The 26,123-nt window shown below is 73.7% G+C and carries 28 protein-coding genes; 12 read left to right on the forward strand and 16 right to left on the reverse strand.

Translation table 11 applies throughout. The features are described from left to right. Positions 1–56: 56 nt before the first annotated feature. A complete protein-coding gene (locus AB0J24_RS18320) occupies positions 57–770 on the forward strand; it encodes an alpha/beta hydrolase (RefSeq protein WP_358682783.1) in 714 nt (237 codons plus the stop codon). Between the two features lie 85 nt (positions 771–855). Here AB0J24_RS18320 and AB0J24_RS18325 read toward each other — a convergent pair whose 3' ends face one another. Further along, positions 856–2,994 (reverse strand): chorismate-binding protein, encoded by a 2,139-nt coding sequence (locus AB0J24_RS18325; protein WP_358682785.1) that lies wholly within the window; start codon positions 2,992–2,994, stop codon positions 856–858. Positions 2,995–3,066: 72 nt separating this feature from the next. Beyond that, positions 3,067–3,714: a nuclease-related domain-containing protein gene (locus tag AB0J24_RS18330; protein ID WP_358682787.1), complete on the reverse strand. Its 648-nt coding sequence runs from the start codon at positions 3,712–3,714 to the stop codon at positions 3,067–3,069. 104 nt (positions 3,715–3,818) lie between these two features. On the opposite strand from AB0J24_RS18330, the gene AB0J24_RS18335 reads away from it, so the two are divergent. Beyond that, positions 3,819–4,391 (forward strand): DUF1992 domain-containing protein, encoded by a 573-nt coding sequence (locus tag AB0J24_RS18335; RefSeq protein ID WP_358682789.1) that lies wholly within the window; start codon positions 3,819–3,821, stop codon positions 4,389–4,391. A 70-nt stretch (positions 4,392–4,461) separates the two neighbouring features. On the opposite strand, the gene AB0J24_RS18340 is transcribed toward AB0J24_RS18335, so the two are convergent. The 3 genes from AB0J24_RS18340 to AB0J24_RS18350 all read right to left on the reverse strand — a co-directional run bounded on the left by AB0J24_RS18340 (position 4,462) and on the right by AB0J24_RS18350 (position 5,908). Beyond that, on the reverse strand, positions 4,462–4,950 hold the full coding sequence (locus AB0J24_RS18340; protein WP_358682791.1) for an SRPBCC family protein: 489 nt from the start codon (positions 4,948–4,950) through the stop codon (positions 4,462–4,464). Further along, a complete protein-coding gene (locus AB0J24_RS18345) occupies positions 4,934–5,266 on the reverse strand; it encodes a metalloregulator ArsR/SmtB family transcription factor (protein WP_358682793.1) in 333 nt (110 codons plus the stop codon). The genes AB0J24_RS18340 and AB0J24_RS18345 overlap by 17 nt, the downstream gene beginning before the upstream one ends. A 102-nt stretch (positions 5,267–5,368) precedes the next feature. Beyond that, complete coding sequence (locus AB0J24_RS18350) at positions 5,369–5,908, reverse strand: DUF1707 domain-containing protein (protein WP_358682795.1); 540 nt, start codon at positions 5,906–5,908, stop codon at positions 5,369–5,371. Between the two features lie 167 nt (positions 5,909–6,075). Between AB0J24_RS18350 and AB0J24_RS18355 the strand changes: the two genes are divergently transcribed. From AB0J24_RS18355 to aroQ, 4 genes are read left to right on the forward strand one after another with little or no spacing between them, the layout of a single operon-like run. Beyond that, on the forward strand, positions 6,076–6,678 hold the full coding sequence (locus AB0J24_RS18355; protein WP_358682797.1) for a hypothetical protein: 603 nt from the start codon (positions 6,076–6,078) through the stop codon (positions 6,676–6,678). Next, positions 6,669–7,232 (forward strand): histidine kinase, encoded by a 564-nt coding sequence (locus tag AB0J24_RS18360; RefSeq protein WP_358682988.1) that lies wholly within the window; start codon positions 6,669–6,671, stop codon positions 7,230–7,232. Before AB0J24_RS18355 ends, AB0J24_RS18360 begins: the two co-directional genes overlap by 10 nt. Beyond that, entirely contained in the window at positions 7,229–7,897 is a 669-nt protein-coding gene (locus tag AB0J24_RS18365) for a response regulator transcription factor (RefSeq protein WP_358682799.1), read from the forward strand. The genes AB0J24_RS18360 and AB0J24_RS18365 overlap by 4 nt, the downstream gene beginning before the upstream one ends. 9 nt (positions 7,898–7,906) lie before the next feature. Beyond that, a complete protein-coding gene (gene aroQ / locus AB0J24_RS18370) occupies positions 7,907–8,380 on the forward strand; it encodes a type II 3-dehydroquinate dehydratase (RefSeq protein ID WP_358682990.1) in 474 nt (157 codons plus the stop codon). A 79-nt stretch (positions 8,381–8,459) separates the two neighbouring features. Here the strand turns inward: aroQ and AB0J24_RS18375 are convergent, their stop codons facing one another. Further along, the gene (locus AB0J24_RS18375) at positions 8,460–8,867 is read right to left on the reverse strand and encodes a VOC family protein (RefSeq protein ID WP_358682801.1); all 408 of its coding nucleotides are present in this window, start codon (positions 8,865–8,867) and stop codon (positions 8,460–8,462) included. A gap of 143 nt (positions 8,868–9,010) precedes the next feature. On the opposite strand from AB0J24_RS18375, the gene AB0J24_RS18380 reads away from it, so the two are divergent. Together AB0J24_RS18380 and AB0J24_RS18385 are read left to right on the forward strand one after the other, a co-directional pair. Then, a complete protein-coding gene (locus tag AB0J24_RS18380; RefSeq protein WP_358682803.1) occupies positions 9,011–10,000 on the forward strand; it encodes a Gfo/Idh/MocA family oxidoreductase in 990 nt (329 codons plus the stop codon). A gap of 101 nt (positions 10,001–10,101) precedes the next feature. Further along, complete coding sequence (locus AB0J24_RS18385; RefSeq protein ID WP_358682805.1) at positions 10,102–11,565, forward strand: oligopeptide:H+ symporter; 1,464 nt, start codon at positions 10,102–10,104, stop codon at positions 11,563–11,565. 72 nt (positions 11,566–11,637) lie between these two features. Here the strand turns inward: AB0J24_RS18385 and AB0J24_RS18390 are convergent, their stop codons facing one another. The 3 genes from AB0J24_RS18390 to AB0J24_RS18400 form a co-directional block, all read right to left on the reverse strand. After that, entirely contained in the window at positions 11,638–11,916 is a 279-nt protein-coding gene (locus AB0J24_RS18390; RefSeq protein ID WP_358682807.1) for a hypothetical protein, read from the reverse strand. 125 nt (positions 11,917–12,041) lie between these two features. Beyond that, complete coding sequence (locus AB0J24_RS18395) at positions 12,042–12,470, reverse strand: anthrone oxygenase family protein (protein WP_358682809.1); 429 nt, start codon at positions 12,468–12,470, stop codon at positions 12,042–12,044. Further along, complete coding sequence (locus AB0J24_RS18400; RefSeq protein ID WP_358682811.1) at positions 12,467–13,342, reverse strand: NAD(P)H-binding protein; 876 nt, start codon at positions 13,340–13,342, stop codon at positions 12,467–12,469. The genes AB0J24_RS18395 and AB0J24_RS18400 overlap by 4 nt, the downstream gene beginning before the upstream one ends. Positions 13,343–13,463: 121 nt before the next feature. Between AB0J24_RS18400 and AB0J24_RS18405 the strand changes: the two genes are divergently transcribed. From AB0J24_RS18405 to AB0J24_RS18415, 3 genes are all read left to right on the forward strand, one after another. Continuing rightward, complete coding sequence (locus tag AB0J24_RS18405) at positions 13,464–14,459, forward strand: AraC family transcriptional regulator (RefSeq protein ID WP_358682813.1); 996 nt, start codon at positions 13,464–13,466, stop codon at positions 14,457–14,459. Between the two features lie 445 nt (positions 14,460–14,904). Further along, complete coding sequence (locus AB0J24_RS18410; protein ID WP_358682815.1) at positions 14,905–15,642, forward strand: SDR family oxidoreductase; 738 nt, start codon at positions 14,905–14,907, stop codon at positions 15,640–15,642. 130 nt (positions 15,643–15,772) lie between these two features. Beyond that, on the forward strand, positions 15,773–16,321 hold the full coding sequence (locus tag AB0J24_RS18415; protein ID WP_358682817.1) for a bifunctional nuclease family protein: 549 nt from the start codon (positions 15,773–15,775) through the stop codon (positions 16,319–16,321). 11 nt (positions 16,322–16,332) lie between these two features. On the opposite strand, the gene AB0J24_RS18420 is transcribed toward AB0J24_RS18415, so the two are convergent. The 5 genes from AB0J24_RS18420 to AB0J24_RS18440 all read right to left on the reverse strand — a co-directional run bounded on the left by AB0J24_RS18420 (position 16,333) and on the right by AB0J24_RS18440 (position 22,942). After that, on the reverse strand, positions 16,333–18,174 hold the full coding sequence (locus AB0J24_RS18420; RefSeq protein WP_358682819.1) for an ABC transporter ATP-binding protein: 1,842 nt from the start codon (positions 18,172–18,174) through the stop codon (positions 16,333–16,335). Between the two features lie 42 nt (positions 18,175–18,216). Beyond that, positions 18,217–19,434 carry a multidrug effflux MFS transporter gene (locus AB0J24_RS18425; protein ID WP_358682821.1) on the reverse strand — a complete coding sequence of 406 codons (1,218 nt, stop codon included), beginning with the start codon at positions 19,432–19,434 and terminating at the stop codon, positions 18,217–18,219. Between the two features lie 104 nt (positions 19,435–19,538). After that, the gene (locus AB0J24_RS18430) at positions 19,539–21,857 is read right to left on the reverse strand and encodes an FdhF/YdeP family oxidoreductase (RefSeq protein ID WP_358682823.1); all 2,319 of its coding nucleotides are present in this window, start codon (positions 21,855–21,857) and stop codon (positions 19,539–19,541) included. Positions 21,858–21,982: 125 nt separating this feature from the next. Then, positions 21,983–22,462, reverse strand: a complete 480-nt coding sequence (locus AB0J24_RS18435) for a carboxymuconolactone decarboxylase family protein (protein WP_358682824.1) — start codon at positions 22,460–22,462, stop codon at positions 21,983–21,985. Positions 22,463–22,471: 9 nt separating this feature from the next. Continuing rightward, complete coding sequence (locus tag AB0J24_RS18440) at positions 22,472–22,942, reverse strand: Rrf2 family transcriptional regulator (RefSeq protein ID WP_358682826.1); 471 nt, start codon at positions 22,940–22,942, stop codon at positions 22,472–22,474. A 211-nt stretch (positions 22,943–23,153) separates the two neighbouring features. Between AB0J24_RS18440 and AB0J24_RS18445 the strand changes: the two genes are divergently transcribed. Next, the gene (locus AB0J24_RS18445; protein WP_085913327.1) at positions 23,154–23,339 is read left to right on the forward strand and encodes a hypothetical protein; all 186 of its coding nucleotides are present in this window, start codon (positions 23,154–23,156) and stop codon (positions 23,337–23,339) included. A 67-nt stretch (positions 23,340–23,406) separates the two neighbouring features. Here AB0J24_RS18445 and AB0J24_RS18450 read toward each other — a convergent pair whose 3' ends face one another. Together AB0J24_RS18450 and AB0J24_RS18455 are read right to left on the reverse strand one after the other, a co-directional pair. Next, positions 23,407–25,386 carry an acyl-CoA dehydrogenase gene (locus tag AB0J24_RS18450; protein WP_358682829.1) on the reverse strand — a complete coding sequence of 660 codons (1,980 nt, stop codon included), beginning with the start codon at positions 25,384–25,386 and terminating at the stop codon, positions 23,407–23,409. Beyond that, positions 25,383–26,069, reverse strand: a complete 687-nt coding sequence (locus tag AB0J24_RS18455) for a TetR/AcrR family transcriptional regulator (protein WP_358682831.1) — start codon at positions 26,067–26,069, stop codon at positions 25,383–25,385. The genes AB0J24_RS18450 and AB0J24_RS18455 overlap by 4 nt, the downstream gene beginning before the upstream one ends. Between the last annotated feature and the right edge of the window lie 54 nt (positions 26,070–26,123).

Here is a 26,123-nt window from a genome sequence, read left to right on the forward strand (position 1 = left end):
TCCGCCACGGCGCGACGGGTGGTCAATGCGCGCTGTCGCGGACCACACTCCGTGCCATGACGACCTTCGTGCTGGTGCACGGCGCATGGGGTGGTGCGCACGGCTTCCACCTGCTGCGACCGCGGTTGCGGGCGGCGGGTCACGACGTCGTGACACCGTCACTGACCGGGATCGGGGAGCGGGCGCACCTGGCCGGCCCGTGGGTGGACCTGTCGGTGCACGTGCGCGACGTGGTCAACGCGGTGCTGTACGAGGACCTGCGCGAGATCGTGCTGCTGGGCTTCTCCTACGGCGGCATGGTCGTCACCGGTGCGCTCGAGGAGATCGGCGACCGGGTGCGCGATCTCGTCTACCTGGACGCCTTCGTCCCGGACGACGGTCGCTCGGTCGTCTCGCTCGCACCGGCGCTCGCCGCGATCGTGCCGGCGCCCGGTGCGGACGGGCTCGGGGCGCCCTGGCTGGTACCGGCTCCGGAGCGGCACTACGACGACCCGGCGGAGGCCGCGTGGTCGGGGCCACGGCGCTCGCCGCAACCGGTGCGGACCTTCACCGAGCCGGTCCGGCTGACCCGACCGGTGGAGGAGTGGCCGCTGCGCCGGACCTACCTGCGGGCCGTCCGGGAGGACGTCACCGGCGGCGCCTTCGCCGCCGCGGCCGCCCGGGCCCGGCGCTCGGCGGCCTGGCGCTACGTCGAGATCGACTCGACGCACCTGGTGCCGCAGAACCGACCGGACGAGCTGGCCCGGATCCTGCTCGATCTGGCGGAGTGAGGGCGGGCCAGGGACGGGTCCTGGTCGCCGGCGACCGGGGCAGGGTGCGGTGCGGTGCGGGGCTGTGGGTCGGGAGGCGGCCGGCTCAGTGCGCGGTCCGGCCGATCCCGTCGGCCAGCCGGAGGGTGAGCGGGTCCGGCGCGCCCCACCGGGCGACGGGCACCCCGCCCTCCTGCACCTCGCGCACCCACTGGATCCCGCGCAGGGCGTTGACCAGGAAGAACCCGTCGGATCGCGCGAGCTCACCGAGGGGCAGCGGGGCGATCCGGACCGCATCCGGCGCCAGCTGGTCCAGCACCGCGCGGCGCCCGGTCCCGGGCAGGATCCGACCGTCCAGCGGGGGCACCCACAACCGTCCACGGTGGACCGCCGCGGCGGCGGAACGGGTGGACTCCAGGATGCGCCCGGCGGGGTCGCACAGCAACGGGATGCGCTCGCCGGTCGCTGCTTCGTGCCCGGTCAGCCAGCGCCGGTCGGCGAACTTGTGCGACTCGCCGTCGGTGCTTCGGCACACGTCGAGTACCAGGCCGGGCTGCTCGCCGAGCGGGACCGGGCCGTCCCATGCGGTGGCGCGCACGACGACCCGCGCGGGGTCCCCGGGCAACGCCTCGACCCGCAGCCGGTGGTGCCCGGTCAGTCCGTGCGCCGTGGCGGTGATCTCGGCCTCCAGCGGCGCGGTCAGCGCCTGACCGGTGACGGTGAGGTAGCTGCGTCGCAGCCGGGCCGCGTGCTCCCCGACCCGGCTCACCCGGCCGTCGGTGCAGGCGAGCGTCTCGAACAGGCCCGCGGCGCGATCCGCGGGGCGGGTCACCGCGATCGCCGCCGGGGTGGGCGGGCCGCCCAGCGCCGCCAGCACGGGTGCCGCCTTGGTCAGGCACTCGGCGAACTCCTCGGCCGGGTCGGAGTCGACGGTGATCCCGCCGCCGACGCCGAGCCGCCCGCGCCGCGCGCCGTCCGGCCCGGGCGGGCCGAGATCGAGGGTGCGGATCGCGACGTTGAGCTCCAGCCCGGCCAGCGGGCTGACGCCACCGACGGCACCGGTGAACAGGCCGCGTTCCCGGTGCTCGCAGTCGGCGATCACCTCGCAGGCCCGGATCTTCGGTGCGCCGGTGACGGAGCCGGGTGGGAACGCCGCGGTGAGCAGGTCGCGATCGGTGACGTCGTCGCGCAGCGTCGCGCAGACCTCGGAGACCAGGTGCCACACCCCGGGATGTGGTTCCACGGTCAGCAGCCGCCCGGTCCGGACGCCGCCGGGCGTGGCGACCCGGGCCAGGTCGTTGCGCATCAGGTCGACGATCATGACGTTCTCCGCGGCGTCCTTCATCGAGGCGGCCAGGCGGCGGCGTTCCCGCTCGTCGTCCGCGCCGATGCGCGGACGGGTCCCCTTGATCGGCGCCGTGCGGACCCGGTTCCCGCTGCGGTGCAGGAACAGCTCGGGGCTCGCACTGAGCGCCGCCCGGCCGGGCGCGACGACGAGTGCCGACCGGGCCGGTGGCGCGTCACCGACCAGCGACGCCCACGCCTCGTGCACGTCGCCGTGCAGCCGGACCTGCAGCTCGGTCGCGATGTTGGCCTGGAAGATCTCACCGCGCCTGATCTCGGAGATGCAGCGCTCGACGGCGGCCAGGTGCGCGTCCCGGTCCGGCCACCGCTCCACCTCCAGCCGCACCGGTGCGGAGGGCGCGGGCCCCGACCGTGTGCCCGACCCGCGGCCGGCCCGGTCCAGGTCCGCGAGCAGCTCGGCGAACCGGCGCTGCGCCGAGTCCTCGTCCGGATGCAGCGGAAGGTCGCCGGCACCGAGGTCGGCGCCATCGGCCCCCGCGTGCCGGTCGGCCCCGTCCGCGGTGTCGGCGACGAGCGCCTCGAACCACCAGCGCTGTCCGTCGTGGCGCAGCACGTCGCGGTACCAGCCCAGCACCGCATCGGGCCGGACCCCGGGCCGGGCGTGGTCGATCGCGCCGAACCAGCCCCCGCCCACGGCCCGCCGCTCCGCCCCGGCCGCGGCGCGGGGGACCGAACCGAGCACCGCGAACGGATCCACCCCCGGCGGGGCGACCTGCACCGGATCGCAGGCCACCAGGGCTCCCCACCCCCAGCCCCCGGCGAAGGCGACCATCCGCTCGCGGTGGGCGAGCCCGCGGGCCAGCTCGGCGGCCCCCACGGTGAGGTCCAGTGGCCGCGCGTGCAGGCGGAACCGGGCCGGCGCGGAGGCGGGGGAGGTCACCGCCAGAGCATGCTGACCCGATCGGCGGCCGGGAAGGGGCCGGTGGCGTAGTGCACGTCCGCGCGAGCACGCTCAGGCCCAGCTCGCCGGTCGGCGGGCGACCTCGTGGATCCGGTCGACCTCCGCGGGATCGAGCAGCGGGGCCAGCCCGCGCAGGGCGGGCACCAACGCCCCCTCGGTCGCGACGACCACGTCGTCCGGCCAGCGGCGCACCCGGACCGGCGTGCCCACCACCGCGATCACCGGCCGCACCGGCACGGCGGCGCCACCCGGCCCGAGCCGGGGCAGCAGCAGCTCCCGCACCCGGTCGGCCTCGGTGCGGGCCCGGGGCACGGCATCGGTGGCGGTGCCGGAGACGACCAGCCGGTCGCCGTCGAGCAGGACCGTGCGGTGCCGGTGATGCCTGGTGTTGATCACGCAGATCCCCGGTGGCCCGATCAGCACGTGGTCGAGATCGGCGGCCCCGCCGTCGAGCGGGACGGAGTGCAGTACCCGCCAACGCGGTGGCCTGCACAGCAGCCGGTCGCGGCGGGTACGCCCGGTGAGCGGCTCCAGCAGCCGGGCGGTGCGCAGCTCGCCGTCGGCGCCGAGCCGCCAGTTGCGGTCCGGCAGGCCGGAGCCACGGACGTGCGCGGCGACGTGCCCGGCCCGGCGGCCCGGATGGTGCCGGGCCAGGTCGAGGGTGCGGGAGCGGTCGATCAGCGGGCTGGTGTCGGTCATGCCGGTGAGTGTGGACCCGACCCCCGACAGCAACGCCCGTTGCGGCGGTACCGTCGGTTCGTGAGGTGGTCGGTGACGGACCGGAGAGGGCTGGTGCGGGACCGGTGACAGACGCTGCGGGTGCACGCCCCGAGTCGCCGGTCGACCGGGCGATCCGGGAGGCCGTCGAGCGGGGCGAGTTCGACGACCTGCCCGGGAAGGGGAAGCCGCTGCCGGGCGCCGGGCGGATCGGCCCGGTGGACGGGGACTGGTGGGTCCGTGGCTACCTGCAGCGCGAGGGGCTCTCCGGGGAGGCGCTGCTGCCACCGTCGATCCAGCTGCGCAAGGAGCTCGACCGGCTCGACGACACCGTCGCCCGGTTCACCGACGAGCGGCGGGTCCGCGAGCACGTCGAGGAGGTCGACGCCCGGGTCGTCGACCACATGCGGTACCCGGCCGGGCCGAGGGTGCCGATCCGCAGGCCCGACGCGGACGCGGTCGTCGCCCGGTGGCGTGCCGCCCGCGAGGCACGGGACGGGACGGGCCCGGCGTCGGAGGAACGGACCACCGGTGTGGGGCGGCCAGGGCACGGGGTCCCGTCGGAGCCGGCCCGTCGACGGTGGTGGTCCCGCTTCCGGCGTCGTCGACGGGCCCGGCCGGGCCCGACCGGGGCCGACACGGACGGCCGGGCGGGCTGAGCGGGTGGACCCGCCGCCTGCTCCCGCCGGCAGGCTTCCGTCCCCGGCGGTGGCCCGCCGCGGCGTCCGGTCAGGCGCGGGCCGGGATCCGGGGCGCGAACTCTCCCGGTGACGCCAGCGGCCGGTCGGTCTCCAGCAGTGTCTTCAGCGCGGCCAGGATCGCGGGCCAGCCCTCGCCGATGTCGTGCAGGTCCTTCTCGCCGTGTTCGTCCGGGGTGAACCCGGTGTGCACGACCCGCAGCCGCACTGCCTCCTCGCCGAACGGGTCGACGGTGAACTCCACCAGCGTCGGCGGCCGTCCGCGCTCCTGCTCCGCGCGTCCGGTGAAGGTGTAGGACAACCGGTGCGGCGGCTCGACGGCGACGATCTCGCCCACGAAGTCCTCCCGGTCCGGATGGAGCGCCTCCAGCCTGCTGCCGACCCGCCAGTCCGAGGTCAGCTCGGAACCGCCCCAGTACTGCATGGTGAACTCCGGCGTGGTCAGTGCCCGGAACACCTGCTCGGCGCTGCTGCGGATGTAGGTCGTGTAGACGTAGGTGCGGTCACTCGGTTCGGTCATCGCCGTCCTCCAGCGCGGCGCGCAGGGACGTGATCGCCTGCACCCGGCTGCGCTCGAACTTGCCGATCCACCGGTCGTGGATCTCCTGGATGGGCACCGGGTCGAGGTGGTGGAGCTTCTCCCGGCCGCGGCGTACGGCGGACAGCAACCCGGCCGACTCCAGCAGCGCGAGGTGCTTGGACACGGCCTGCCGGCTCATCCCGAGCCCCGCGCACAGTTCGCCGAGCGTCTGCCCGCCCCGTTCGTGCAACCGGTCGAGGATGCGGCGCCGGGTCGGGTCCGCCAGGGCCCGGAAGACGGCGTCCACGTCGGTCACGACGCCAATTATGCAACCAAATGGTTGCGTGTCAATCCCGGCGCTCCGGACACGTCCGTGGACGGCGGGGCGCGTCGCGGTGGCGCGACGGGCCCGGCCCGGTCACCGGAGCTCGTCGGGCAGGGTCGCGTCCGGCCCGGGCTCGCGCTCGGCCCGCCGCGAGTGCACGAACAGGACGAGCAGCATCAGCAGCAGCGGCCCGACCGGCACGAACGGCGCCGGTCCGATCAGCCAGGCCAGCAGCATCAACAGGAACACCGCGGCGGTCACCCCGCCGTGCACGGCCAGGATCCGCCGGGCCCGCGGGGTCAGCGGCCCGCGCTGCGGGCGCCGCCGCCCGGCCGGCCGGGGCAGGTCCGAGACGAGTGGGACCAGCTCGTCGCGGGTCCGCGCGGCATAGGCGGTGGCCTGCCGTTCGTCGGCCTCGGCCAGGGTCAACCTGCCTTCGGCGGCAGCCGCCCGCAGCCGGTCCGTCACGTGTTCCCGCTCGGCGTCCGAGGCGAGGACGGCGTCGCCACCGGGCGGCACGGTCCGGTGCCCGGGCCCGGACGCGGAACGGGGGGACCGGACGGGTGCGGCCGGTGGGTCCGGGGCGGGCGCAGACGCCGTGCCGGACCCGGCGGTGTGAGCGGTGTGGGTCATGCCGGAGAGCGTGGCCGCGGGACCGGGTACCGCGCGTCCGTCCGTGGTCGCCGATCGGCCTGCTGCCCCGGTTGCGGCCGCCCCGCCCCGGCTACTCCCGGCGCGGTAGCCACGACGTCCCCACGCGGACGACGCGGACCGTCGGCCCCCGGTCTACCGTGACGGACGTGCCCACCTCGACCCGTCCGAGCTGGTGGGGCGGTGTGCTGCGGACCCTCGTCCTCCCGGCGGCGGTCGCGCTGCTCACCGCAGGCGGCACGGCGTTCGCGCTGCACCGGCCCTGGGGCGGGGCCGTTCCCGGAACGCTCGACGGGCTCGGGATCGCGCTGCTCGCGATCGGACCGCTCGCGCTGGTGTTCCGCCGGGCGGACCGGGTCGCCGCGCTGGCGGTCGCGGCCGGCGCGGTGGTCGTCTACTTCGGCCTGGGGTACCCCCCCGGCCGGCCGACCGGGCTCGCGTTCGCGGTCGCCCTGGTCTCCGCCGTTGCGGCCGGGCAGCACCACCGGGCGCTCGCGGTGGTGGGTGTTGCCACGGCGGCGCTGCTCGGTTGGCTACTGCTGGCCGGCCGCGAGGTGCCGGGGGTGCATCGGCACCGGTGCTCGCCTGGCTCGCCGCGTTGGTCGCGGCCGGACTGTTGTGGCGGGTCCGCCGGGAGCGGATCGAGCAGGCCCGCCGCGCCGCCGACGAGGAGCGGCGGCGCCGGGTCGGCGAGGAGCGGCTGCGGATCGCCCAGGAGCTGCACGACGTGCTCGGCCACCACGTGTCGCTGATCAACGTCCAGGCCGGGGTGGCGCTGTTCCTGATGGACGACGATCCGGAGCAGGCCCGCACCGCACTCACCGAGATCAAGCGGGCCAGCCGGGACCTGCTCCGCGAGATGCGCTCCACCCTCGGCGTGCTGCGCGGGGTCGACAAGGCGGCTCCCCGGCTGCCCACCCCCGGTCTGGACCGGCTCGACGCGTTGCTCGACGAGGCCCGCGCCGCCGGGCTGCCGGTGCGCCGGCACACCGCGGGTGAACCGCGGCCGCTGCCGACCGGTACCGATCTCGCGGCGTACCGGATCGTGCAGGAGTCGCTGACCAACACCCGCCGGCACGCCGGCGCGGCGACCGCGGTGGTCACCCTGACCTACTCCGCGGAGTCGCTGGAGCTGCAGGTCGACGACGACGGCCGTGGTCCCGCCGAGGACGTCACCGACGGCACCGGGCTGACCGGCATGCGCGAGCGGGCCCGATCGGTCGGCGGCACCCTGCAGGCCGGTCCCGGCCCGACCGGTGGGTTCCGGGTGCTCGCCACCCTGCCCGCGGGCGGGGGTGAGCGATGATCCGCGTGCTGCTCGCCGACGACCAGGCCCTGGTCCGCTCCGGTTTCCGGGCGCTGCTGGGCTCCCAGCCGGACCTGGAGGTCGTCGCCGAGGCGGCCGACGGGGCGCAGGCGCTGGGCGCGGCCCGCGAGCACCGGCCGGACGTGGTGCTGATGGACATCCGGATGCCCGGCACCGACGGCATCACCGCGACCCGCGAGATCGGCGCCGATCCGGCGCTGGGCGGGGTGCGGGTGATCGTGCTGACCACCTTCACCGACGACTCCTACGTGTTCGACGCGATCCGCAGCGGAGCCAGTGGCTTCCTGGTGAAGGACGCCGAGCCGGCCGACCTGATCCGGGCGATCCGCGTCGTGCACGCCGGCGAGGCACTGCTCGCACCGGGGGTCACCCGCACCCTGATCGCCGAGTTCGCCGCCCGCTCCCGCGGCGGCCCGGCCGGCGCCGCGCGGCTGGGCGCGCTGACCGAGCGGGAACGGGAGGTGGTCGTCGAGGTCGCCGCCGGACTGTCCAACGACGAGATCGCCGCCCGCCTGCACATGAGTCCGACCACCGCGAAGACACACGTCAGCCGGTCGATGAGCAAGCTCGGCGCCCGGGACCGGGCGCAGCTGGTGGTGCTGGCCTACGAGTCGGGGCTGGTCCGCCCCGGCTGGACCGGGTGAGGTGGCAGGATCGCGGCGGTGACCACCGTGTACGTGTTCAACGGTCCGAACCTGAACCTGCTGGGCGTCCGCCGCCCGGAGGTCTACGGCACGGCCGTGCTCGCCGACGTCGAGGCGCTCTGCGCGGCGGCCGCCGCCGGGCACGGCCTGGAGCTCGACTTCCGGCAGACCAACCACGAGGGCACGCTGGTCGACTGGATCCAGGAGGCCGGCGCCGCGGTGAAGCGGGGCGAGGCGCTCGGCCTGGTGCTGAACGCCGCCGCCTACACCCACACCTCGGTGGCCCTGCACGACGCGATCGAGGGCGCCGAGCTGCCCACCGTCGAGGTGCACATCTCGAACGTGCACGGCCGGGAGGAGTTCCGGCACCACTCCTACATCTCGCCGGTGGCGGCCGGGATCGTCGTCGGGTTCGGGGTGGACGGGTACGCGCTCGCCATCGACGGCCTGGTGCGGAAGCTCCGGCCGGCCCGCTCGGCCTGACCCGTGATCGGCGTCCCGGTAGTGCAGGCGCTGCGACGGCACGCGCTGCACTCCCGGAACGCCGATCGCGGTGCGGCGCTCAGCCCTCCATCGCGGAGACGTCCATCCAGACGAACTCCCAGCGGTGGCCGTCCGGGTCGTCGACGCTGCGGCCGTACATGAAGCCGTGGTCCTGGGTCTTCCCGCCCTGGCTGCCCCCGGCGGCCAGGCCGGCGTCGGCGATCCGGTCGACCTCGTCGCGGCTCTCCACACCCAGTGCGTTGATCACCTCGCGGGCCGTCCCCGGGGCGGCGGTGCCGGACTGCTCGGTGAACTCGGTGAACCGCGCCTCGGTCATGACCATGACGACGATCGCGTCGCTGATCTCGAACGAGGCGGTCTGCTCGTCGGAGAACTGTTCGTTCAGCGTGAAGCCGAGCGCACCGTAGAAGGCCTTCGCGGTGGCCAGGTCGCTGGTCGGCAGGTTGACGAAGATCGCGTTCGGCATCGTAGGCCCCCTGGGCTCGATGGCGCCGTGGCTCGGCGCCGTGTCGAAGGGGGAGACCGGGACGGCACCGGATTCTCATCGCTGGCCCGGCAGGTCGATGCCCGGCACCGGAAACGTCGGTGTGGTCGGGCAGGATCGGAGCCATGACCGTCAGATGGGGAGTCGTCGGCCCGGGCCGGATCGCCGAGGCCCTCGTGCGGGACTTCGCGCACGTGCCCGGTGCCGAGGTGGTCGCCGTGGCGTCGCGTTCCGCGGAACGCGCCGCGGCGTTCGCGGACCGGCACGGCATCGCCCGCGCGCACACCGGTTACCGCGCGATCCTCGACGACCCGCAGGTCGATGTCCTCTACGTCGCGACCCCGCACCCGCAGCACCGGGCGGTCGCACTGGGCGCGATCGAGGCCGGCAAGGCGGTCCTGGTCGAGAAGGCGTTCACGGTCAGCTCGGTCGCCACCCGGGAGATCGCCGCGGCGTCCCGGCGCACCGGCGTCTTCGCGATGGAGGCGATGTGGACCCGGTTCTTCCCGGCCGTCGTGCGGCTCCGCGAGCTGGTCGCCGACGGCGCGATCGGCGAGATCAGGTCGGTGCAGGCCGATCTCGGCGTGCGGAACCGTTCCGGCGTGGGCGACCGTTATCTCGCGCCGGAGCTCGGCGGGGGCGCGCTGTTCGATCTCGGCGTCTACCCCATCTCCTTCGCGCAGATGCTGCTGGGCGCCCCCTCGGTGGTCACCGCGACCGGGGCGCTCGCGCCGACCGGCGTCGACCTGGAGGAGTCGATCCTGCTGGGCTGGCCGGACGGTCGCAGTGCCGCCCTGCAGGTCAGCCTGCGGTGCGCGATGCCCGGCTCCGCCCGGGTGATCGGCACCGAGGGCTGGATCGAGGTGCCGCCGCGCTTCCACCACCCGGACCGGATCGAGCTGCACCGCTACGGCGCCGAACCCGAACAGATCGTGCTGCCCGCCACCGGCGGCGGCTACTCGCACGAGATCGCCGAGGTCACCGAGCGGGTCGCGGCCGGGGAGCAGGAGAGCCCGGTGATGCCGCTGGCCGACACGGTCGCGGTGCAGGACGTGATGGCGGCCGTCGCCGACCAGCTCGGGGTGGTCCCCCAGGAGGGCCCGGCCACGCTGTGAGAGCGGGAGCCGAGCAGCGGCGCCGCTTCGATCGTTGCGGTGCGACATCGGTCGGGCGACTGATCTTTACTCGGCGCAATCGGAGGGTGTAGACCGGCCGGGTGTCTCACCTGACCTCGTCCCCGCTCCCGGGAAAGACCTTCCTCGGGCATCCCTCCCAGCTCGGCACGTTGTTCGGCGTCGAGATGTGGGAGCGCTTCTCCTTCTACGGCATGCAGTCGATCCTGCTGCTGTACATGTACTACTCCGTCACCGACGGCGGACTCGGCTACGACCAGGGCGTCGCCGCAGGCGTCGTCGGCGCCTACGGCGGCACCGTCTACCTCTCCACGATCCTCGCGGCCTGGGCGGGCGACCGGCTGTTCGGCCCGGAGCGGGTGCTGTTCGGCAGCGCGCTCTCGGTGATGGCCGGGCACATCTCGCTGGCCGTGCTGCCCGGTGGCACCGGTCTCGCCGTCGGGCTCGTGCTCGTGGCACTCGGCAGCGGCGGGATCAAGGCGAACGCCTCCACGATCATCGCGATGCTCTACGGCGAGGGCGACGACCGTCGCGACGCCGGGTTCTCGATCTTCTACCTGGGCATCAACATCGGGGCGCTCGCCGGTCAGATCCTCACCCCGGTCCTGCAGACGGCCGCCGGCTTCCACTGGGGATTCGGTCTCGCCGCCGCGGGCATGGCGCTCGGCCTGGTCCAGTACACGGCCTTCCGCCGGAACCTGCCGCCCGAGGGGTGGATCGTGCCCAACCCGCTGCCGCGCACGCACCGGTTGCGTGCCGGGCTGATCGGGGCCGCCGTGGTCGCCCTGCTGCTGGTGCTGACGCTCACCGGGGTGATCACCGCCGGCCGGCTCGACTACGTCGTGACGGCGATCGTGGCCCTCGCCACCGTCGGCTACTTCGCGCTGCTGCTGACCAGTCCGAAGGTGGCGCCGGTCGAGCGCAGGCGGGTGCTCGCGTTCCTGCCGATGTGGATCGCCAGCGCCGTGTTCTGGGCGATCTTCCAGCAGATCTTCACGGTGCTCACGATCTACGCCGACGAGCGGGTCGACCGCTCGGTCTTCGGCCTGTTCGAGGTGCCGACCGGCTCCGTGCAGGCGATCGAACCGCTGTTCGTGGTGCTGCTCGCCGGGGTGTTCGCGGCGGTCTGGACGAAGCTCGGGCCGCGACAGCCCTCGTCGCCCACGAAGATGGCGGTCGGCACGGTCGTCGTCGGCGTCGCGTTCCTGCTGTTCGTGCCGCTGGCCGGCACCGGCCCGAACGGCACCCCGCTGCTCGCACTGGCCGGGATCCTGCTGGTGTTCTGCGTGGCCGAGCTGTTCACCTCGCCGGTCGGCCAGTCGCTGTCGACCAAGCTGGCGCCGCAGGCGTTCCGCACCCAGATGGTGGCGCTGTTCTTCCTGTCGGTCGCGATGGGCTCGGTGCTCGCGGGCGTGTTCGCGCAGTTCTACAGCGGGGAGAACGAGGTCGCCTACTTCGGCATCACCGGCGTGGTGGCGATCGTGGTCGGGCTGGTCGTGATCGCGATGGTGCCGAGGTTGAAGGTCCTGATGGAGGGTGTCCGCTGATCGAACGCCGGTTCGAGTTGTCCCCAGCTGTGTGCACATCTGTGGACAACCCGGCCGGCGTGTGGACAGCGCTCACCGGCGGCGGGTGCGCCGGACCGACGGCAGGTCCAGCCCGTCCCCGGTCATCTCCCGGGCGACCCGCACGACGTGCGCGCGGACGTCGGGAGCCAGGTCGGCGACCCGCAACGCCAACAGTTCGAGGATCGAGGCCAGGCCGAAGGCGAACTCGGGACGGGCCAGGCCGGCGTAGTGCGCCTGGACCGCCTCGTGGCGCAGCCGTGCCGCGGCGGCGAGCACGGTCTCCCGGTCGGCGCGCAGCGCGGCGGACCGGCGTCGTTCGTGGGCGTTCATGCTCCCCCGTGGGTGGGTTCCGGATCCGGCCCGGGGGAGCGGGCCGGGATCAGGGTGCCTCCCGTCCCCGGCCCGCCGCCAGCGGTGTCGCCGAGATGTCGCACACACGTTCGAGCGGTGTGGACTCAGAGCAGCAGCAGCACCACGGCGAGTGCCGACGTCGCCGTCCGGAGGTGGTTGGCCAGCGTCCACCGCCGGTCGAACGCCGACCACGGGCCGCCGCCCTCCAGCGCGGTGTTGAGCGGGATGTTCACCGCCGCCGTGACGGCGAAACCGGCCAGCCCGGCGACCGCCCCGGCGGCCCGCAGCGGCTCCCCGTCGAGTGCCGCGACGACCAGCGCCGCACCGCAGGCCAGCGCGGTCCCGCCGAACAGGGTCCCGAAGACCGGGTTGAGGATCACCCGGTTGACCTCCCGCATGGCGGCGGCCGCCTCGGCGTCCGGACGCCGGCGCAGGGCGGGCAGCACCGCCGTCGAGAACGCCAGGTAGACCTCGCCGAGCAGGCCGGAACCGGCAGCGGCAGCGGTGCCGAGACCGGCCGGCGCGGTGCTCACGTGACGGTCTCCTTCACCCACTCCTCGAGGGTCAGCAGGCCCGCGGTGTCACCACGTACCTGGTGTGCACGCACCCGGCCCTCGTTGAACGCCCGGTTCATGGCCACCTGCAGCCGGGCCGCGTCCGCCGGCAGCCCGACCTGCTCCAGCAGTGCGGTCATCTCCGGGTCGCCGAGCCTGCGGTAGCGGGCATCGGGCACGCCCAGTGCCCGCCCCAGCTCGGCGACGACCTCGGGCACGGTCCGGTCGGCCGCACCCGGCACCTCGACGACCCGGGGGGCCGAGGGGTCGCGCAGCACCGTGACGGCGGCCCGCCCGACGTCGCGGGTCGCGACCACCGGCAACGCCACGTCCGGGTCGATCGAGTCGTGGTGCACGCCGTCCTCCCGGATCGGTCCGAGCGCGGGCAGGAACGACTCGAGGAACATGCCGGGGCGCAGCAGGGTGACCCGGGCGTCCAGCTCCGCGAGCCGTCGTTCCTGCTCGTGCAGTGCACCGAGGAACCCGGTCGCGGCGAGGCCGGGCCCGCCGGGTACCTCGGCGCCCAGCGAGCTCAGCGCGACCACCCGCCCGACGCCGGCACCGTGCAGCGCGGCGACCACCGACTCGCCGACCCGGCGCTGGTGGTCGGCGTGATCGGGTTCGGACAGGTCGAGCGGCTGCAGGACGAACGCGGCCGCCGCACCGTCGAAGGCGCGGAGCAGGAAGCCGGTGTCGGTCAGGTCGCCGGCCCACGGCTCGGCGCCCGCCGTGGTCGCGGCCGCCAGCCGGCCCGCGGTGCGCGCCACCGCCCGCACGGCGACGCCGTCCGCCAGCAGGTCGCGGACGACCTGCGAACCGACGTTCCCGGTCGCCCCCAGAACAGTGATCATGATGTTCCCCTCTCCTCGGATGAGTCCACGATGACCGGCCGACGTGGGACGAACGATGCCCATCAGTCCGGATCCGTTGCTCGTCCGTCCTGCGGCGTGGACGGTCCGGCATGATGGCCGGATGGAGGCAGCCCTGTCGTTCCCGCCGTTCCCGGTCACCGACCCGGTCGGCGAGGCGTTGCACGCCCTGCGGATGGACGGCGTCTTCTACGGCCGATCCGAGCTCGGTGCTCCGTGGGGGATCACGCTGCCGGCGACGCCCGGCTGTCTCTGGTTCCACGTGGTCACCTCGGGCGGGTGCCGCCTCGCGGTCGACGGACAGGACGAGATCGTGCTGCGGCCCGGTGAGCTCGCGCTCGTCCCGCACGGCACCGGTCACGCGCTGCGCAGTGCTCCGGGGGCGTTCGCCCCGGACATCCGGGCCATCCCGCACCCGATGCTCGACGACCGCTACGCCCTGCTCCGGCACGGCGGTGACGGCCCGCTGACCCGGATGGTGTGCGGTGCCGTGCGGTTCGGCCATCCCGCCGCCGGTGAGCTGGTCGACCGGCTCCCGGCACTGCTGCGGTTCGAACCGTCCCCGGCCGGGGACCGGCTGCAGGACACGTTCCGGCTGATGGCGGCCGAGGTCGAGGACGGCCGTCCGGGCAGCGAGGCGGTGATCACCCGGCTGGCCGACGTGCTCGTCATCCAGGCGGTCCGGGGCTGGCTGGAGCGCGACGAGGGGGCCCGGACCGGTTGGCTCGGCGCGCTGGCCGACGACCGGATCGGGCGGGCACTCGCCGCGGTGCACCGGGAACCGCATCGGGCCTGGACGGTCGTGGCGCTGGCCGAGACGGCCGCGATGTCCCGGTCGGCGTTCTCCGCGCGGTTCACCGAACTGGTCGGTGAGCCGGTGATGGCCTACGTGACCCGCTGGCGGATGCACGCGGCGGTCGACGTCCTGTCGGGGGGAGACGTCACGGTCGCGGAGGTCGCCCGCCGCTTCGGCTACCGCTCGCAGGCGGCGTTCGCCCGGGCGTTCCTGCGGGTCGTCGGTGAGCCTGCCGGGCAGGTGCGGCGGCGGGCGGCGGGGCGTGGACCGGCCGGGATCGGCGCGTTCGCCGACGCGATCTGACCGTTCACCCGAGCATCCGGGGTGTCGCACACACGTTCGACGCAGTGCTGTTACGCTGCGACGACACGGTCGGATCGCGACCGTCGATACTGTTCGATCGTCCGCTATCGAGCAGTATCGCTAGGACGGTAGAGAGCGGTATGCGGTGTCATCGAGCCAGCTCGCTGGCGCTCTATTCGTGTGTCTCGCTCTCGGGCTAGAATGGGGTAGCGGAGCCGATCCGGGCGCCGATGCCGGTCTGTCGTGATCTCTCGGAGAAATCCGAGAGACGGGTAGACGGCGACATCGATCTGCTCTCATGCCGCCGTCTGCAGCATTCTCGGCTCGGTCCGAGAGGGCCCGATAGTTCCCGATCCTGTCGGCGTCCCCGGTGTGGGCAGCCGGCCCGGCGACGCGACACCGTGTGTTCTGTGGCTCGCAGCCGTGCACCTGCCACAGTGGGGCCATGAGCGGGGTGGCGGTGGTGACCGGGGCCGGATCGGGCATCGGGGCGGCGGTGACGCGGGGTCTGCTCGACGCGGGCTGGCGGGTCGCCCTCGCCGGCCGGCGCCCCGACCGGTTGGACGCCGTCGCCGCAGGGCACGCCGGGGCGCTCGGCGTCCCCACCGACGTGACCGATCCCGGATCGGTCGCGGCGCTGTTCGCCACCGTCACCGACCGCTGGGGAAGGATCGACCTGCTGGTCAACAACGCCGGCGCGTTCGGACCCGTCGGCACCGTCGACGAGATCTCCGTCGAGGACTGGACGGCGACGGTGGCGACCAACCTGACCGGCTCGTTCCTGTGCGCCAGGGCGGCGTTCGGTGCGATGCGCGCACAGGACCCGCAGGGCGGCCGGATCATCAACAACGGCTCGATCTCGGCGCACGCCCCGCGCCCCGGCAGCGCCGCCTACACCGCGACCAAGCACGCCGTCACCGGGCTGACCAAGTCGCTGTCGCTGGACGGCCGGGAGTTCGGCATCGCCTGCGGACAGATCGACATCGGCAACGCGGCGACCGACATGACCGCAGGCGTCGAGGCCGGGGCGAGGCAGGCGGACGGTTCGGTGCGGCCGGAGCGGACCTTCGACGTGCGGCACGTCGCGGAGGCCGTCGTCTACATGGCCGGGCTGCCGCTGTCGGCGAACGTGCCGTTCCTGACCATCACCGAGACCACGATGCCCTGGCTGGCCCGCGGCTGATGCCGTGCCGGGAGCGCTCGACCGGGTTCCGCCGCCGACACCCGCCCGACCGGCGGGATACGTCTCGTTGTGAGACACGGACCGCCCTCCGGGATGGGATACTGCCGTGACCCCTGTCACAGGAGGGCGGATGACCCGGACGATGCACGTCCTTCGACTGATCGTTCACGCTCGCTCACGGCAGCCGGTGCTGCTGCTCGGCGAGGCCGGCGGGGACCGCTGCGTCCCGGTGTTCCTGAGACCGCCGCAGGCCGAGGTCATCGCGGCCGGGCGGCGCGACGACTCCAGCGTGGCTCTCACCCAGGACGTGCTGCTGCCCGTGGTGGAGGCGCTCGGGCGGACCTGTGAGTCGGTCGAGATCAGCGACCTCACCGACGGCGTCTACACCGCCGAGCTGGTGTTCGACGGTGACGTGCGGCTCGAGGTGAAGCCGTCCGACGCGCTGGCCATCGCGGTCCGCGAGGGCCTGCCGATCGGGATGGCCGAGCACGTGCTCGACGAGGTCGGCCAGCCGATCGAGGAGGTCCTGCCGCCCGACTCGGAGGACGCCAGCGGGATCGCCGCTCAGGCCCGCGCGGCCACCGGCGGGATCCCCACCGAGCCGGCCGAGCATCCCGAGCAGCAGCTGCGCGAGTTCCGCGAGTTCATCGACGACGTGTCGCCGGAGGACTTCAAGTAGCTCGCCGGACCTCACGCAGCGTTCAGGGCCCGGTAGCGGCCGTCGAGCTCCAGCAGCGAGGTGTGCACACCCCGCTCGACGATCCGCCCGCCCTCCAGCACGAGGATCTCGTCGGCGTCGCGCACGGTGGTCAGCCGGTGCGCGATGACGATCGCCGTCCGTCCCTCCAGCGCCTGGGCGAGCGCGGCCTGCACCGCGGCCTCCGACGTCGTGTCGAGGCTGGCGGTGGCCTCGTCGAGCACCACGATCCGCGGTTTCGCCAGCAGCACCCTGGCGACGGTCAGCCGCTGCCGTTCGCCACCGGAGAGCCGGTATCCGCGCTCGCCGACGACGGTCTCCAGGCCGTCCGGCAGGGTCGCCACCACGTCGTCGAGCCGGGCCCGGTGCAGCGCCTCCCACAACTGTGCGTCGGTGGCGTCGGGTGCGCCGATCCGCAGGTTCGCGGCGACCGTGTCGTGCAGCAGGTGCCCGTCCTGGGTGACGAACCCGACCGCCCGGTGCACCGACTCCGCGGTCAGGTCGCGCACGTCGACGCCGCCGATCCGGACGGTGCCGGAGGACGCGTCGTAGAGCCGGGCGACCAGCTGCGCGACGGTCGACTTCCCCGCGCCGGACGACCCGACGAGCGCGACCATCCGTCCGGCCGGTGCGGTGAAGGAGACGTCGTGCAGCACCTGCTCACCGCCGCGGGTGTCCAGGGTCGCGACCTCCTCCAGGGAGGCCAGCGAGACCTGATCGGCCGTCGGGTAGGCGAACGACACCCGGTCGAACTCCACGTCGAGCGGCCCGTCCGGCACCTCCCGGGCCCCCGGGCGGTCCCGGATCGACGGCTCCAGGTCGAGCACCTCGAAGACCCGTTCGAAGCTCACCAGCACCGTCATGATCTCCATCCGGGCTCCGGCCAGTGCGGTCAGCGGCTGGTAGAGCCGGGTCAGCAGCATCGCCAGGGACACCACATCACCGGCGGACAGCGCGCCGGCCAGCGCGAACCCGCCGCCGACGCCGTACACCAGGGCCACCGCCAGCGAGGACGCCAGCGTCAGCGCGGTCACGAAGACCCACTGCAGCATCGCCGAGCGCACCCCGATCGCGCGCACCCGCTCGGCCCGGTCGGCGAACTCCGCGGACTCCTGCGCCGGCCGTCCGAACAGCTTGATCAGGGTCGCACCGGGAGCGGAGAAACGCTCGGTCATCCGGGTGCTCATCGCCGCGTTGTGGTCCGCGGCGGCGCGTTCCAGGGCGGCCAGCCGGCGTCCCATCAGCCGGGCCGGAACCAGGAACGCGGGCAGCAGCAGCGCCGCGAGCACCGTGACCTGCCAGGAGATCGCGAGCATCACGCCGAGCGTGAGCAGCAGCGTCACCAGGTTCGACACCACCCCGGCGAGGGTGTCGGAGAACGCCCGCTGCGCGCCGAGGACGTCGGAGTTCAGCCGGGAGACCAGCGCCCCGGTCCGGGTGCGGGTGAAGAACGCGACCGGCATCCGTTGCACGTGGTCGAAGACGGTGGTGCGGAGCTGGTGGATCAGCCCTTCCCCGAGGTTCGCCGAGAGCCAGCGGGTGACCAGGCCGACCCCGGCCTCGGCGACCGCGGCGGCCGCGATCAGTCCGGCGACGACGCCGAGCACGGTGAGCGGGGCGCCACCGGTGATGGCGTCGGTCGCCCGCCCGGCCAGCACCGGCGTGACCACGGTGAGCACCGCGCCGACGGTGCTGGTGGCGAGGAACCAGGCGATTCGCCTGCGGTGCGGCCGGGCGAGGCCGAGTATCCGGCGACCGGTCTCGGCGGCGGGCCGCCGGCGTCGACCCGGCTCGGTGCCCGCGTTGCGCATGGCCATGTAGATGCTCGCGTCCATGCGGCGGACGCTATGGTCTGAAGTTGACTTCAGGTCAATGAATCAGGACTCGTCGAGGTCGGGCAGCGTCCACGGCCGCACGACGAGCACCAGCGCCGCTCCGGCCAGTCCGATCGCGCCGAACATCGACAGGCCCATCGCGGCCGCGTCGTTGCCGAGCAGGCCGACCACCGGCGAGGTCGCCGCGCCGATGCCGAACTGGAGCGAACCGAGCAACGCGGCGGCGGTGCCGGCCGTCCGGCCGTGCCGGGCCAGCGCCAGCGCGGGCGCGTTCGGCAGGATGAAACCGCAGGTCAGCAGCAACGCCCAGACCCCGGCGAGCACGGCGGGCAGCCCACCGGTCCCGGTCGCGGTCAGGACGGCCAGCACCAGCCCGGCCAGCACGCCGGCGCCGACCGCTCCGGTCATCACCCGGCGGGGCTCCACGTAGCGCAGCAGCACCGGGTTCAGCTGGGTGCCGACGACCAGCCAGATGGCGCCCGCGCCGAACAGCAACCCGAAGGTCTGCTGGTCCACCCCGAACTGCTCCTGGAAGACGTACGCGGCGCCGGAGACGTAGCTGAACAGCGCGCCCATCGAGAGCCCGGCGACCAGCACCAGCCCGACGAAGGCGCGGTCGCGCAGCAGCGTTCCGTAGGTGCGCACGGTGGGGCCGAACCGGGCGGACCGGCGGCGCTGCGGTGGCAGCGTCTCGGGCAGCCCGGCGGTGACCACCGCCAGCATCACCAGGCCGTACCCGGCGAGGAACAGGAACACCCCGCGCCAGGACGTCCAGGTCAGCAGCAACCCGCCCACGGTCGGCGCGAGCACCGGCGCGGCACCCATCACCAGCATCAGCCGGGAGAGCATGGTCGCCGCGGCGCGGCCGGTGAACAGGTCCCGCACGATCGCCAGCCCGACGACGGCGCCGGCCGCCGCCCCGACCCCCTGCAGCACGCGCAGCGCGGTGAGCACCTCGATCGAGGGTGCGACCGCGACCAGCGCCGAGGCCAGCACGTGCACACCGGTGCCGAACAGCAGCGGCAGCCGACGGCCGTAGGCGTCCGACAGCGGGCCGATCAGCAGCTGGCCGAGCGCGAGCCCGGCGAGCGTACCGGTCAGCGTCAGCTGCACCGTCGTACCCGATGCGCCCAGGTCCTGCCCGACCTGGGGCAACGCCGGCAGGTAGGTGTCGATGGTGAGCGGTCCGAGCGCGATCAGCGCACCGAGGATCAGTGCGATCCGCAGCCTGCTCGGAGCCGCGGTGGTCGTGGCACTCACCCGGTCCCCCTCCGTGGGGCCCACGCACGTGGACCCCCGGAACGTTCAACCGCACCGGTCGTGAGCGGGATTCCGAGGTCCACCCGTATTCTGGGTGACCACTCTCACATCGCGGGCGCCGCGGTCGCGGGCTCCAACCGCACCTCGACCCACTTCGAGGTCGGGCAGCGGGACTGCTCGGCGTAGGAGTCCAGCGCGATCAGCGGGTTGGTCTCCGGGTAGTACGCGGCGATGCAGCCCTTCGGCGTGGAGTACGACACGAGCCGGAAGTCGTCGGCCCGGCGCTCGGTCCCGTCGGTCCACTCGCTCACCAGGTTCACCCGGTCCCCGTCGGCGAAACCGAGCTCGCGCAGGTCGGCAGGCGAGATGAACACCACCCGGCGGCCGGAGTGGATGCCGCGGTAACGGTCGTCCAGGCCGTAGACGGTGGTGTTGAACTGGTCGTGGCTGCGCAGGCTCTGCAGCACCAGCCGCCCCTCGGGGAGGGTGGTCACGGTCAGCGGGCTGACCGCGAACTCGGCCCTCCCGGACGCTGTCGGGAACTGCCGGGAGTCCCGCGGCGGGTGCGGGAGGGTGAAGCCGCCCGAGCGGGCCACCTTCTCGGTGTAGGCCTCGCAGCCCGGCACGACCCGGCCGATCCGGTCCCGGATGCGGTCGTAGTCGGCGGCGAACCCGGCCCACGGCACGACGTGGTCGTCGCCGAGGGTGGCGCGGGCGATGTTGCAGACGATGTCGACCTCGGAGCGCAACAGCTCCCCGGCCGGCCGTGAGCGGCCGCGCGAGGCGTGCACCGCCGACATGGAGTCCTCGACGGTGACCTGCTGCACCCGGCCGCCGGTGAGGTCGGACTCGGTGCGGCCGAGCGCCGGCAGGATCAGCGCGTCGGTGCCCGCGACGACGTGCGAGCGGTTCAGCTTGGTGGAGATCTGCACGGTCAGCGCGCACTGCTCCAGGGCGGGTTCGGTGACCCCGGTGTCCGACATGGCCTGCGAGAAGTTGCCGCCCAGCCCGACGAAGACCTTCGCCCGGCCCGCGGCCATCGCCTGCACGGCGGCGATCGAGTCGTGACCGTGCTCGCGCGGCGGCTCGAAGCCGAACTCGTCGCGCAGGGCGTCGAGGAAGGTGTCGGGCATCTGCTCCCAGACCCCCATCGTGCGGTCGCCCTGCACGTTCGAGTGGCCGCGGACCGGGCACAGCCCGGCGCCCGGCTTGCCGATCATGCCCTGCAGCAGCGCGACGTTGACCATCTCGCGGATCGTGGCGACCGCGTTGCGGTGCTGGGTGATGCCCATCGCCCAGCAGTTCACGGTCCGCTCCGAGGCCAGCAGCATCGCGGCGGCCCGCTCGATCTGCACCCAGTCGAGCCCGGTCGCAGCGACGACGGCGTCCCGGTCCAGATCCCTGACGTGGGCGGCGTAGTCCTCGAAGCCGTGTGTGTGCCGGTCGAGGAAGTCGTGGTCGAGCACGGTGCCGGGGTCGCGTTCCTCGGCGGCCAGCAGCAGGTGCCCGAAGGCCTGCCAGAGCGCGAGGTCACCACCCGAGCGGATCTGCAGGAACTCGTCGGCGAGCCGGGTACCGATCCCGGTCATGCCCCGCGCGTGCTGCGGGTTGTCGAACTTCATCAACCCGGCCTCGGGCAGCGGGTTGATCGCCAGGATCCGGGCGCCGTTCTTCTTGGCGCGCTCCAGCGCGGACAACATCCGGGGATGGTTGGTGCCCGGGTTCTGCCCCGAGATCACGATCAGCTCGGCCTCGTGGATGTCGCGCAGCGACACCGAACCCTTCCCGATGCCGATCGACTGGGCCAGGCCGACACCGGTCGACTCGTGACACATGTTCGAGCAGTCGGGCAGGTTGTTCGTGCCGAAGGCGCGGGCGAAGAGCTGGTAGACGAACGCGGCCTCGTTGGAGGCCCGGCCCGAGGTGTAGAAGATCGCCTCGTCCGGCGAGGCGAGTGCCCGCAGGTGCTCACCGATCAGCCCGAACGCGTCGTCCCAGCTGATCGGTTCGTAGTGCGCGCCGCCGCCGCGGCGGACCATCGGGTGCACCAGCCTGCCCTGGCTCTCCAGCCAGTGTGCGCTGCGGGTGCGCAGGTCCTCGATCGAGTGCCGGGCGAAGAACTCGGGACCGACCCGGCGACGGTCGCCCTCCCAGGCGACCGCCTTGGCCCCGTTCTCGCAGAACTCCGCGGTGTGCCGCTCGCCGGGCTCCGGGTCCGGCCAGGCGCAGCTCATGCAGTCGAAACCGTCGACCTGGTTCAACCCGAGCAGGTTGCGTGCGGTCTTGACCACACCCTGCTCGGCCAGCGAGCGTCGCATCGAGACGGCCACGGCTTTCGCCCCGGCCGCGCTCGTCTTCCGCTCGGTCACCCGGAGCTCGGACTCCTCGGCGTCGACCGGCGGATGGATCGGGGAGACGGCCACGGCTTCCTCACCTGCACAGACTTCGGTGTCGAACGTCCGGCGCCGATGTCCGGCGCCGGGTTTCCTGCACCGTCGAGCCTAAGCGCGCCCGGCCGCGGTCTCCCGCCGGAACGAGGTGGGTCGGCTCACACGGCGCGGGCGCCCCCGCGGCGGTGACTGCCGGCGACCTGCCGGGTGGTGACGGCGACCCGGTTCCAGGCGTTGATCGTGGCGATGGTGGTGACGAGCAGGGTGAGCGCGCGCTCGTCGAACACCGCGGCGGCGGCGTCCCAGACCTCGTCGGGCACCGGATCCGGACGGTCGGCCAACCGGGTCACCGCCTCGGCGAGCGCCAGCGCGGCCCGCTCCTCGCGGGTGAAGTACGGCGCCTCCCGCCATGCGGCGACGGCGAGCAGCCGCTCGGTGCTCTCTCCGGCCTCCAGCGCGTCGTGCGAGTGCATGTCCACGCAGAACCCGCAGCCGTTGATCTGGCTGGCCCGCAACCGCACCAGCTCCTGTATCTCGCGGGTGAGCACGGAGTCGTCGCGGGTGGAGCCCTCCAACGCCAGCAGCGCGCGATAGCTGTCCGGCACGTGCGAGTACGGCCTGGTGATGCGCGGTTCCATGATCTCTCCTCAGGTGGTGAGCGCGGTCCGGACGCGGTCGGCCGCGCCGGGGGTGTGACGCAGGACGTCGGCGGCGACGTCGGCGAGCGATCGGGCCGCCAGCTCGCGGCGCCAGGCCAGCTCGGCCCGGCGCATGCTCAGCGAGATCGCGCAGGAGCCGGCGTAGTCGCGGCCGGGCTCGCCACCCGGCCCCGCGGCGAGGATCGAGGTGCACCGGAACGCGTCCTCGGGGCCCTCCAGGGCGACGACGACATCGAGCAGGGACACCTGCGCGGGCTCCCGGCCCAGCGCGAAACCACCCCGAGGCCCGGGCACCGAGGCGAGTACCCCGGCCCGGACGAGTGCCTGGAGCTGCTTGTTCAGGTATGCCGACGGCAGGTCGTAGAGCTGGGCGAGCCGTGCGGTGGACACCGGCACGCCGGCCCAGGCGAGGTTGACGCAGCAGTGCAGCGCCCACTCGACGCCCCGTCCCATCCGCATAGATCTGGACACTACACATCCTGGATGTCAGATGTCCAGGAATAGTAAGCGATAGGCCGTAAGGCGGTGAGATAGACTCCATATGTCCGGAAGATTGCCCCGGCGGACGGGTGTAAGCGGGCGGTTACATCTCCGCCGGATGTCTGGAAGATCCGCTTCGGGCGACCCACGATGGCCGGGTCAGTCCGCTCCCCGAAAGGAAACGATCACCATGAGCAAGCGCCGCATCGCCGGAATCACCGTCGCCGGCCTGGCCGCCCCGCTGCTGATGCTCGGCCTCGCCGGCTCGGCCAGCGCCGCCGAGATCACCCCGATCGCCGAGTACGTCGACTCCACCGTCGCCGACCTGCTCTCGACCGTCGGTGGCGTGCTCGACGCGCTGGGCCTCGCGGCCTGATCCCGGCCCACCACGCTCGAACGGCCGGCCCCGAGGTCCACGGGGCCGGCCGTTCGTGTGCGCGGGCTCAGCCCGTCTCGACCTGGGCGGTCACCGGCTCGGCCGGGGCGCCCGGTGCCGGGGCCCACGCCTCGTCGTCGAGCATCGGGCAGGCCAGCAGGTTCTCCGGGATGCCGAACGCGTCGACCAGCGTGCGGGCGTAGGGCCGCAGCTCCCGGCACAGCTCGTTGACCAGCGGGCGCACCGAGCGGGACTCGGCAGCGGTCAGCCGCCCGGTCTCGGTGTACCAGGCCCGTTCGCGCTCGATCACGCTCAGCACGTGCAGGTCGTGGACCCGGCCCAGGAGCGCGCGCACGCCGGTGTCGGAGATCCGGTCGAGCGCCGCCGCGAACGACTCCTCGACCAGCACGTCCACGTGCGCCCGGGCGGCGGTCAGCAGCAGGTCCTGGTGGGCGTTGAAGACGGTGAACTCGTCGTTGCCCCGGCGCATCGCCGGCGCCAGGCTCCGGATCGCGGCGGCCAGGGTGTCGTCGCGGCGCACCCGCAGCAGCGCGCGGCGGCGGGCCGGGTCGGTCAGGTCGAGGCCGCGCAGCGGCAGTCGCCGGGCCGCCGAGGCCAGGCCGGTCCGCTCGGACAGCACCGCGGTGAGCTGGCGACCGAGCAGTGGTGCGATCTGCAGCGGGTTGCCCTTGCGGATCGTCCGGCCGTAGTCCGACAGCAGCTCCTTGGCCAGCAGCTGCAGCAGTACCGTGTTGTCCCCCTCGAAGGTGGTGAACACGTCGGTGTCCGCCTTCAGCGCGGGGAGCAGGTTCTCCTCCAGGTAGCCCGCGCCGCCGCAGGCCTCCCGGCAGGTCTGGATGGTCTGCGTGGCGTGCCAGGTCGCGACCGCCTTGATCCCGGCGGCGGCCTGTTCCAGGGTGCGCTGCTCGCGAGCGCCGACCGGGCCCGAGCCGGGTGACTGGATGTCGTGCATCCGCGCCACCAGGTCCTCCTGGGTGAAGTGCAGCGCGTACGTCGTCGCCAGCGCGGGCAGCAGCTTGCGCTGGTGGGCCAGGTAGTCCAGGACGGCGATCTCCTCGCCGGTCGAGGGGTGGGAGAACTGGCGGCGCCGTTCCCCGAACCGGACCGCCAGTGCGAGCGCCTTCTGGGTCGCGCCACCGGCCCCACCGGCGACCGAGATCCGGCCGCGCACCAGGGTGCCGAGCATGGTGAAGAACCGGGCCGTCTCGTTCTCGATCGGCGAGGAGTACGTGCCGTCCTCGGCGACGTCGGCGAACCGGTTGAGCAGGTTCTCCCGCGGGATCCGGACCCGGTCGAAGCTCAGCCGCCCGTTGTCGACCCCGTTCAGGCCGGCCTTGCGGCCGTCGTCACCGATCGTGACGCCGGGTGCGGGGTTGCCGTCGGAATCCCGGATCGGGACCAGGAAGGCGTGCACGCCGTGCGTCGCACCGCCGGTGACGAGCTGGGCGAACACCACGGCCATCCGGCCGTCCCGGGCCGCGTTGCCGATGTAGGACTTGCGTGCCTGCGGGTACGGCGTGTGCACCTCGAACTCCCCGGCCCCCGGGTCGTAGGTCGCGGTGGTGTGCAGGTGCTGCACGTCCGAACCGTGCCCGGCCTCGGTCATCGCGAAGCAGCCGAGCAGCTCGCCGTCGATGATCCGGCGCAGGTAGCGCTCGTGGTGCCGCGCGGTGCCGAGCACCTGCACGGCACCGCCGAACAGCCCCCACTGGACCCCGGCCTTGACCAGCAGCGAGAGGTCGCCGTAGGCGAGCATCGCGAACGCGGTCACGACGCCGCCGACATCGCCCCGGCCGCCGACCGAGGGGGCGAACCCGCTCTGCGGCCGCCCGGAGTCGGCCAGGATCTTGAGCGCGTCGGTGATCCGGGCGCGGTACTCCTCGGAGGAGGCGTCCGGATCGGCGAGCACGCCTGCTGTGGCCAGCTGCTCGCGCGTCTCCCGCCGGACGTCGGCCCACCGGCCGTCGACGACGTCGCGCAGGGCGTCCGTCGGGATGCGGTCCGGCGCGGGAAGGGTGGGAGTCATTGCTGAACCTCCTGCACGTGCGGTGCCAGGCCGGAGAGTCCGGACCAGGCCAGGTCGGTGAGGTGGGTGGTGAGCCGCTCGCGGGTGGTGCCGTCCGGGCGGGCCAGCCAGTCGTCGGCGGCTCCCCGGACCAGCCCGACGATGGCGTGTCCCCAGATCCGGGCCGCGGCGGGACCGTCGTCACCGGAGAGGCGGGTGCCGATCACGGCGGCGATCTCGTCGCCGATCACGGTGACCAGGTCGTTGACCGGGTCGACGGTGCCGTGCTCCCGGGGGCCGCGACGACCGGTTGCCGGGCCCTGGGAGAGCAGCGGACGGTGCACCACGAAGCGGTAGAGCTCCGGGTCGCTCTCGATGAGCCGCAGGTACGCGTCGATGCCCGCCGCGACGGCCCCGCGGTGTCCGCCGGACGGGTCGGCCAGTGCGTCGGCGGTGGCCCGGCGGACCTCGGTGAGCAGCACCCCGGCGACCGACTCGCAGATCGCGGTGTAGAGGCCGCTGCGGTCACCGAAGTGCCGGTAGATCACCGTCTTGCTGGTTCCGGCGGCGGCGGCGATCTCGTCCATCCCGATCCCGGCGCCCTGGTGGCGGATGGCCCCGATCGCGGCCGCGACCAGCTGGACGCGCCGCTGCTCGCGGTGCGCGTCCCATCGGCTGTCCCGCCTGTCCCGTCCCACCTTCACGGCACCGAGGGTACCGTGTACCTTGAGTATCGGCTACCCGGTGGTAGTTCTCCC

This window comes from Pseudonocardia sp. NPDC049635 (assembly GCF_040659795.1).
Taxonomy (GTDB): domain Bacteria; phylum Actinomycetota; class Actinomycetes; order Mycobacteriales; family Pseudonocardiaceae; genus Pseudonocardia.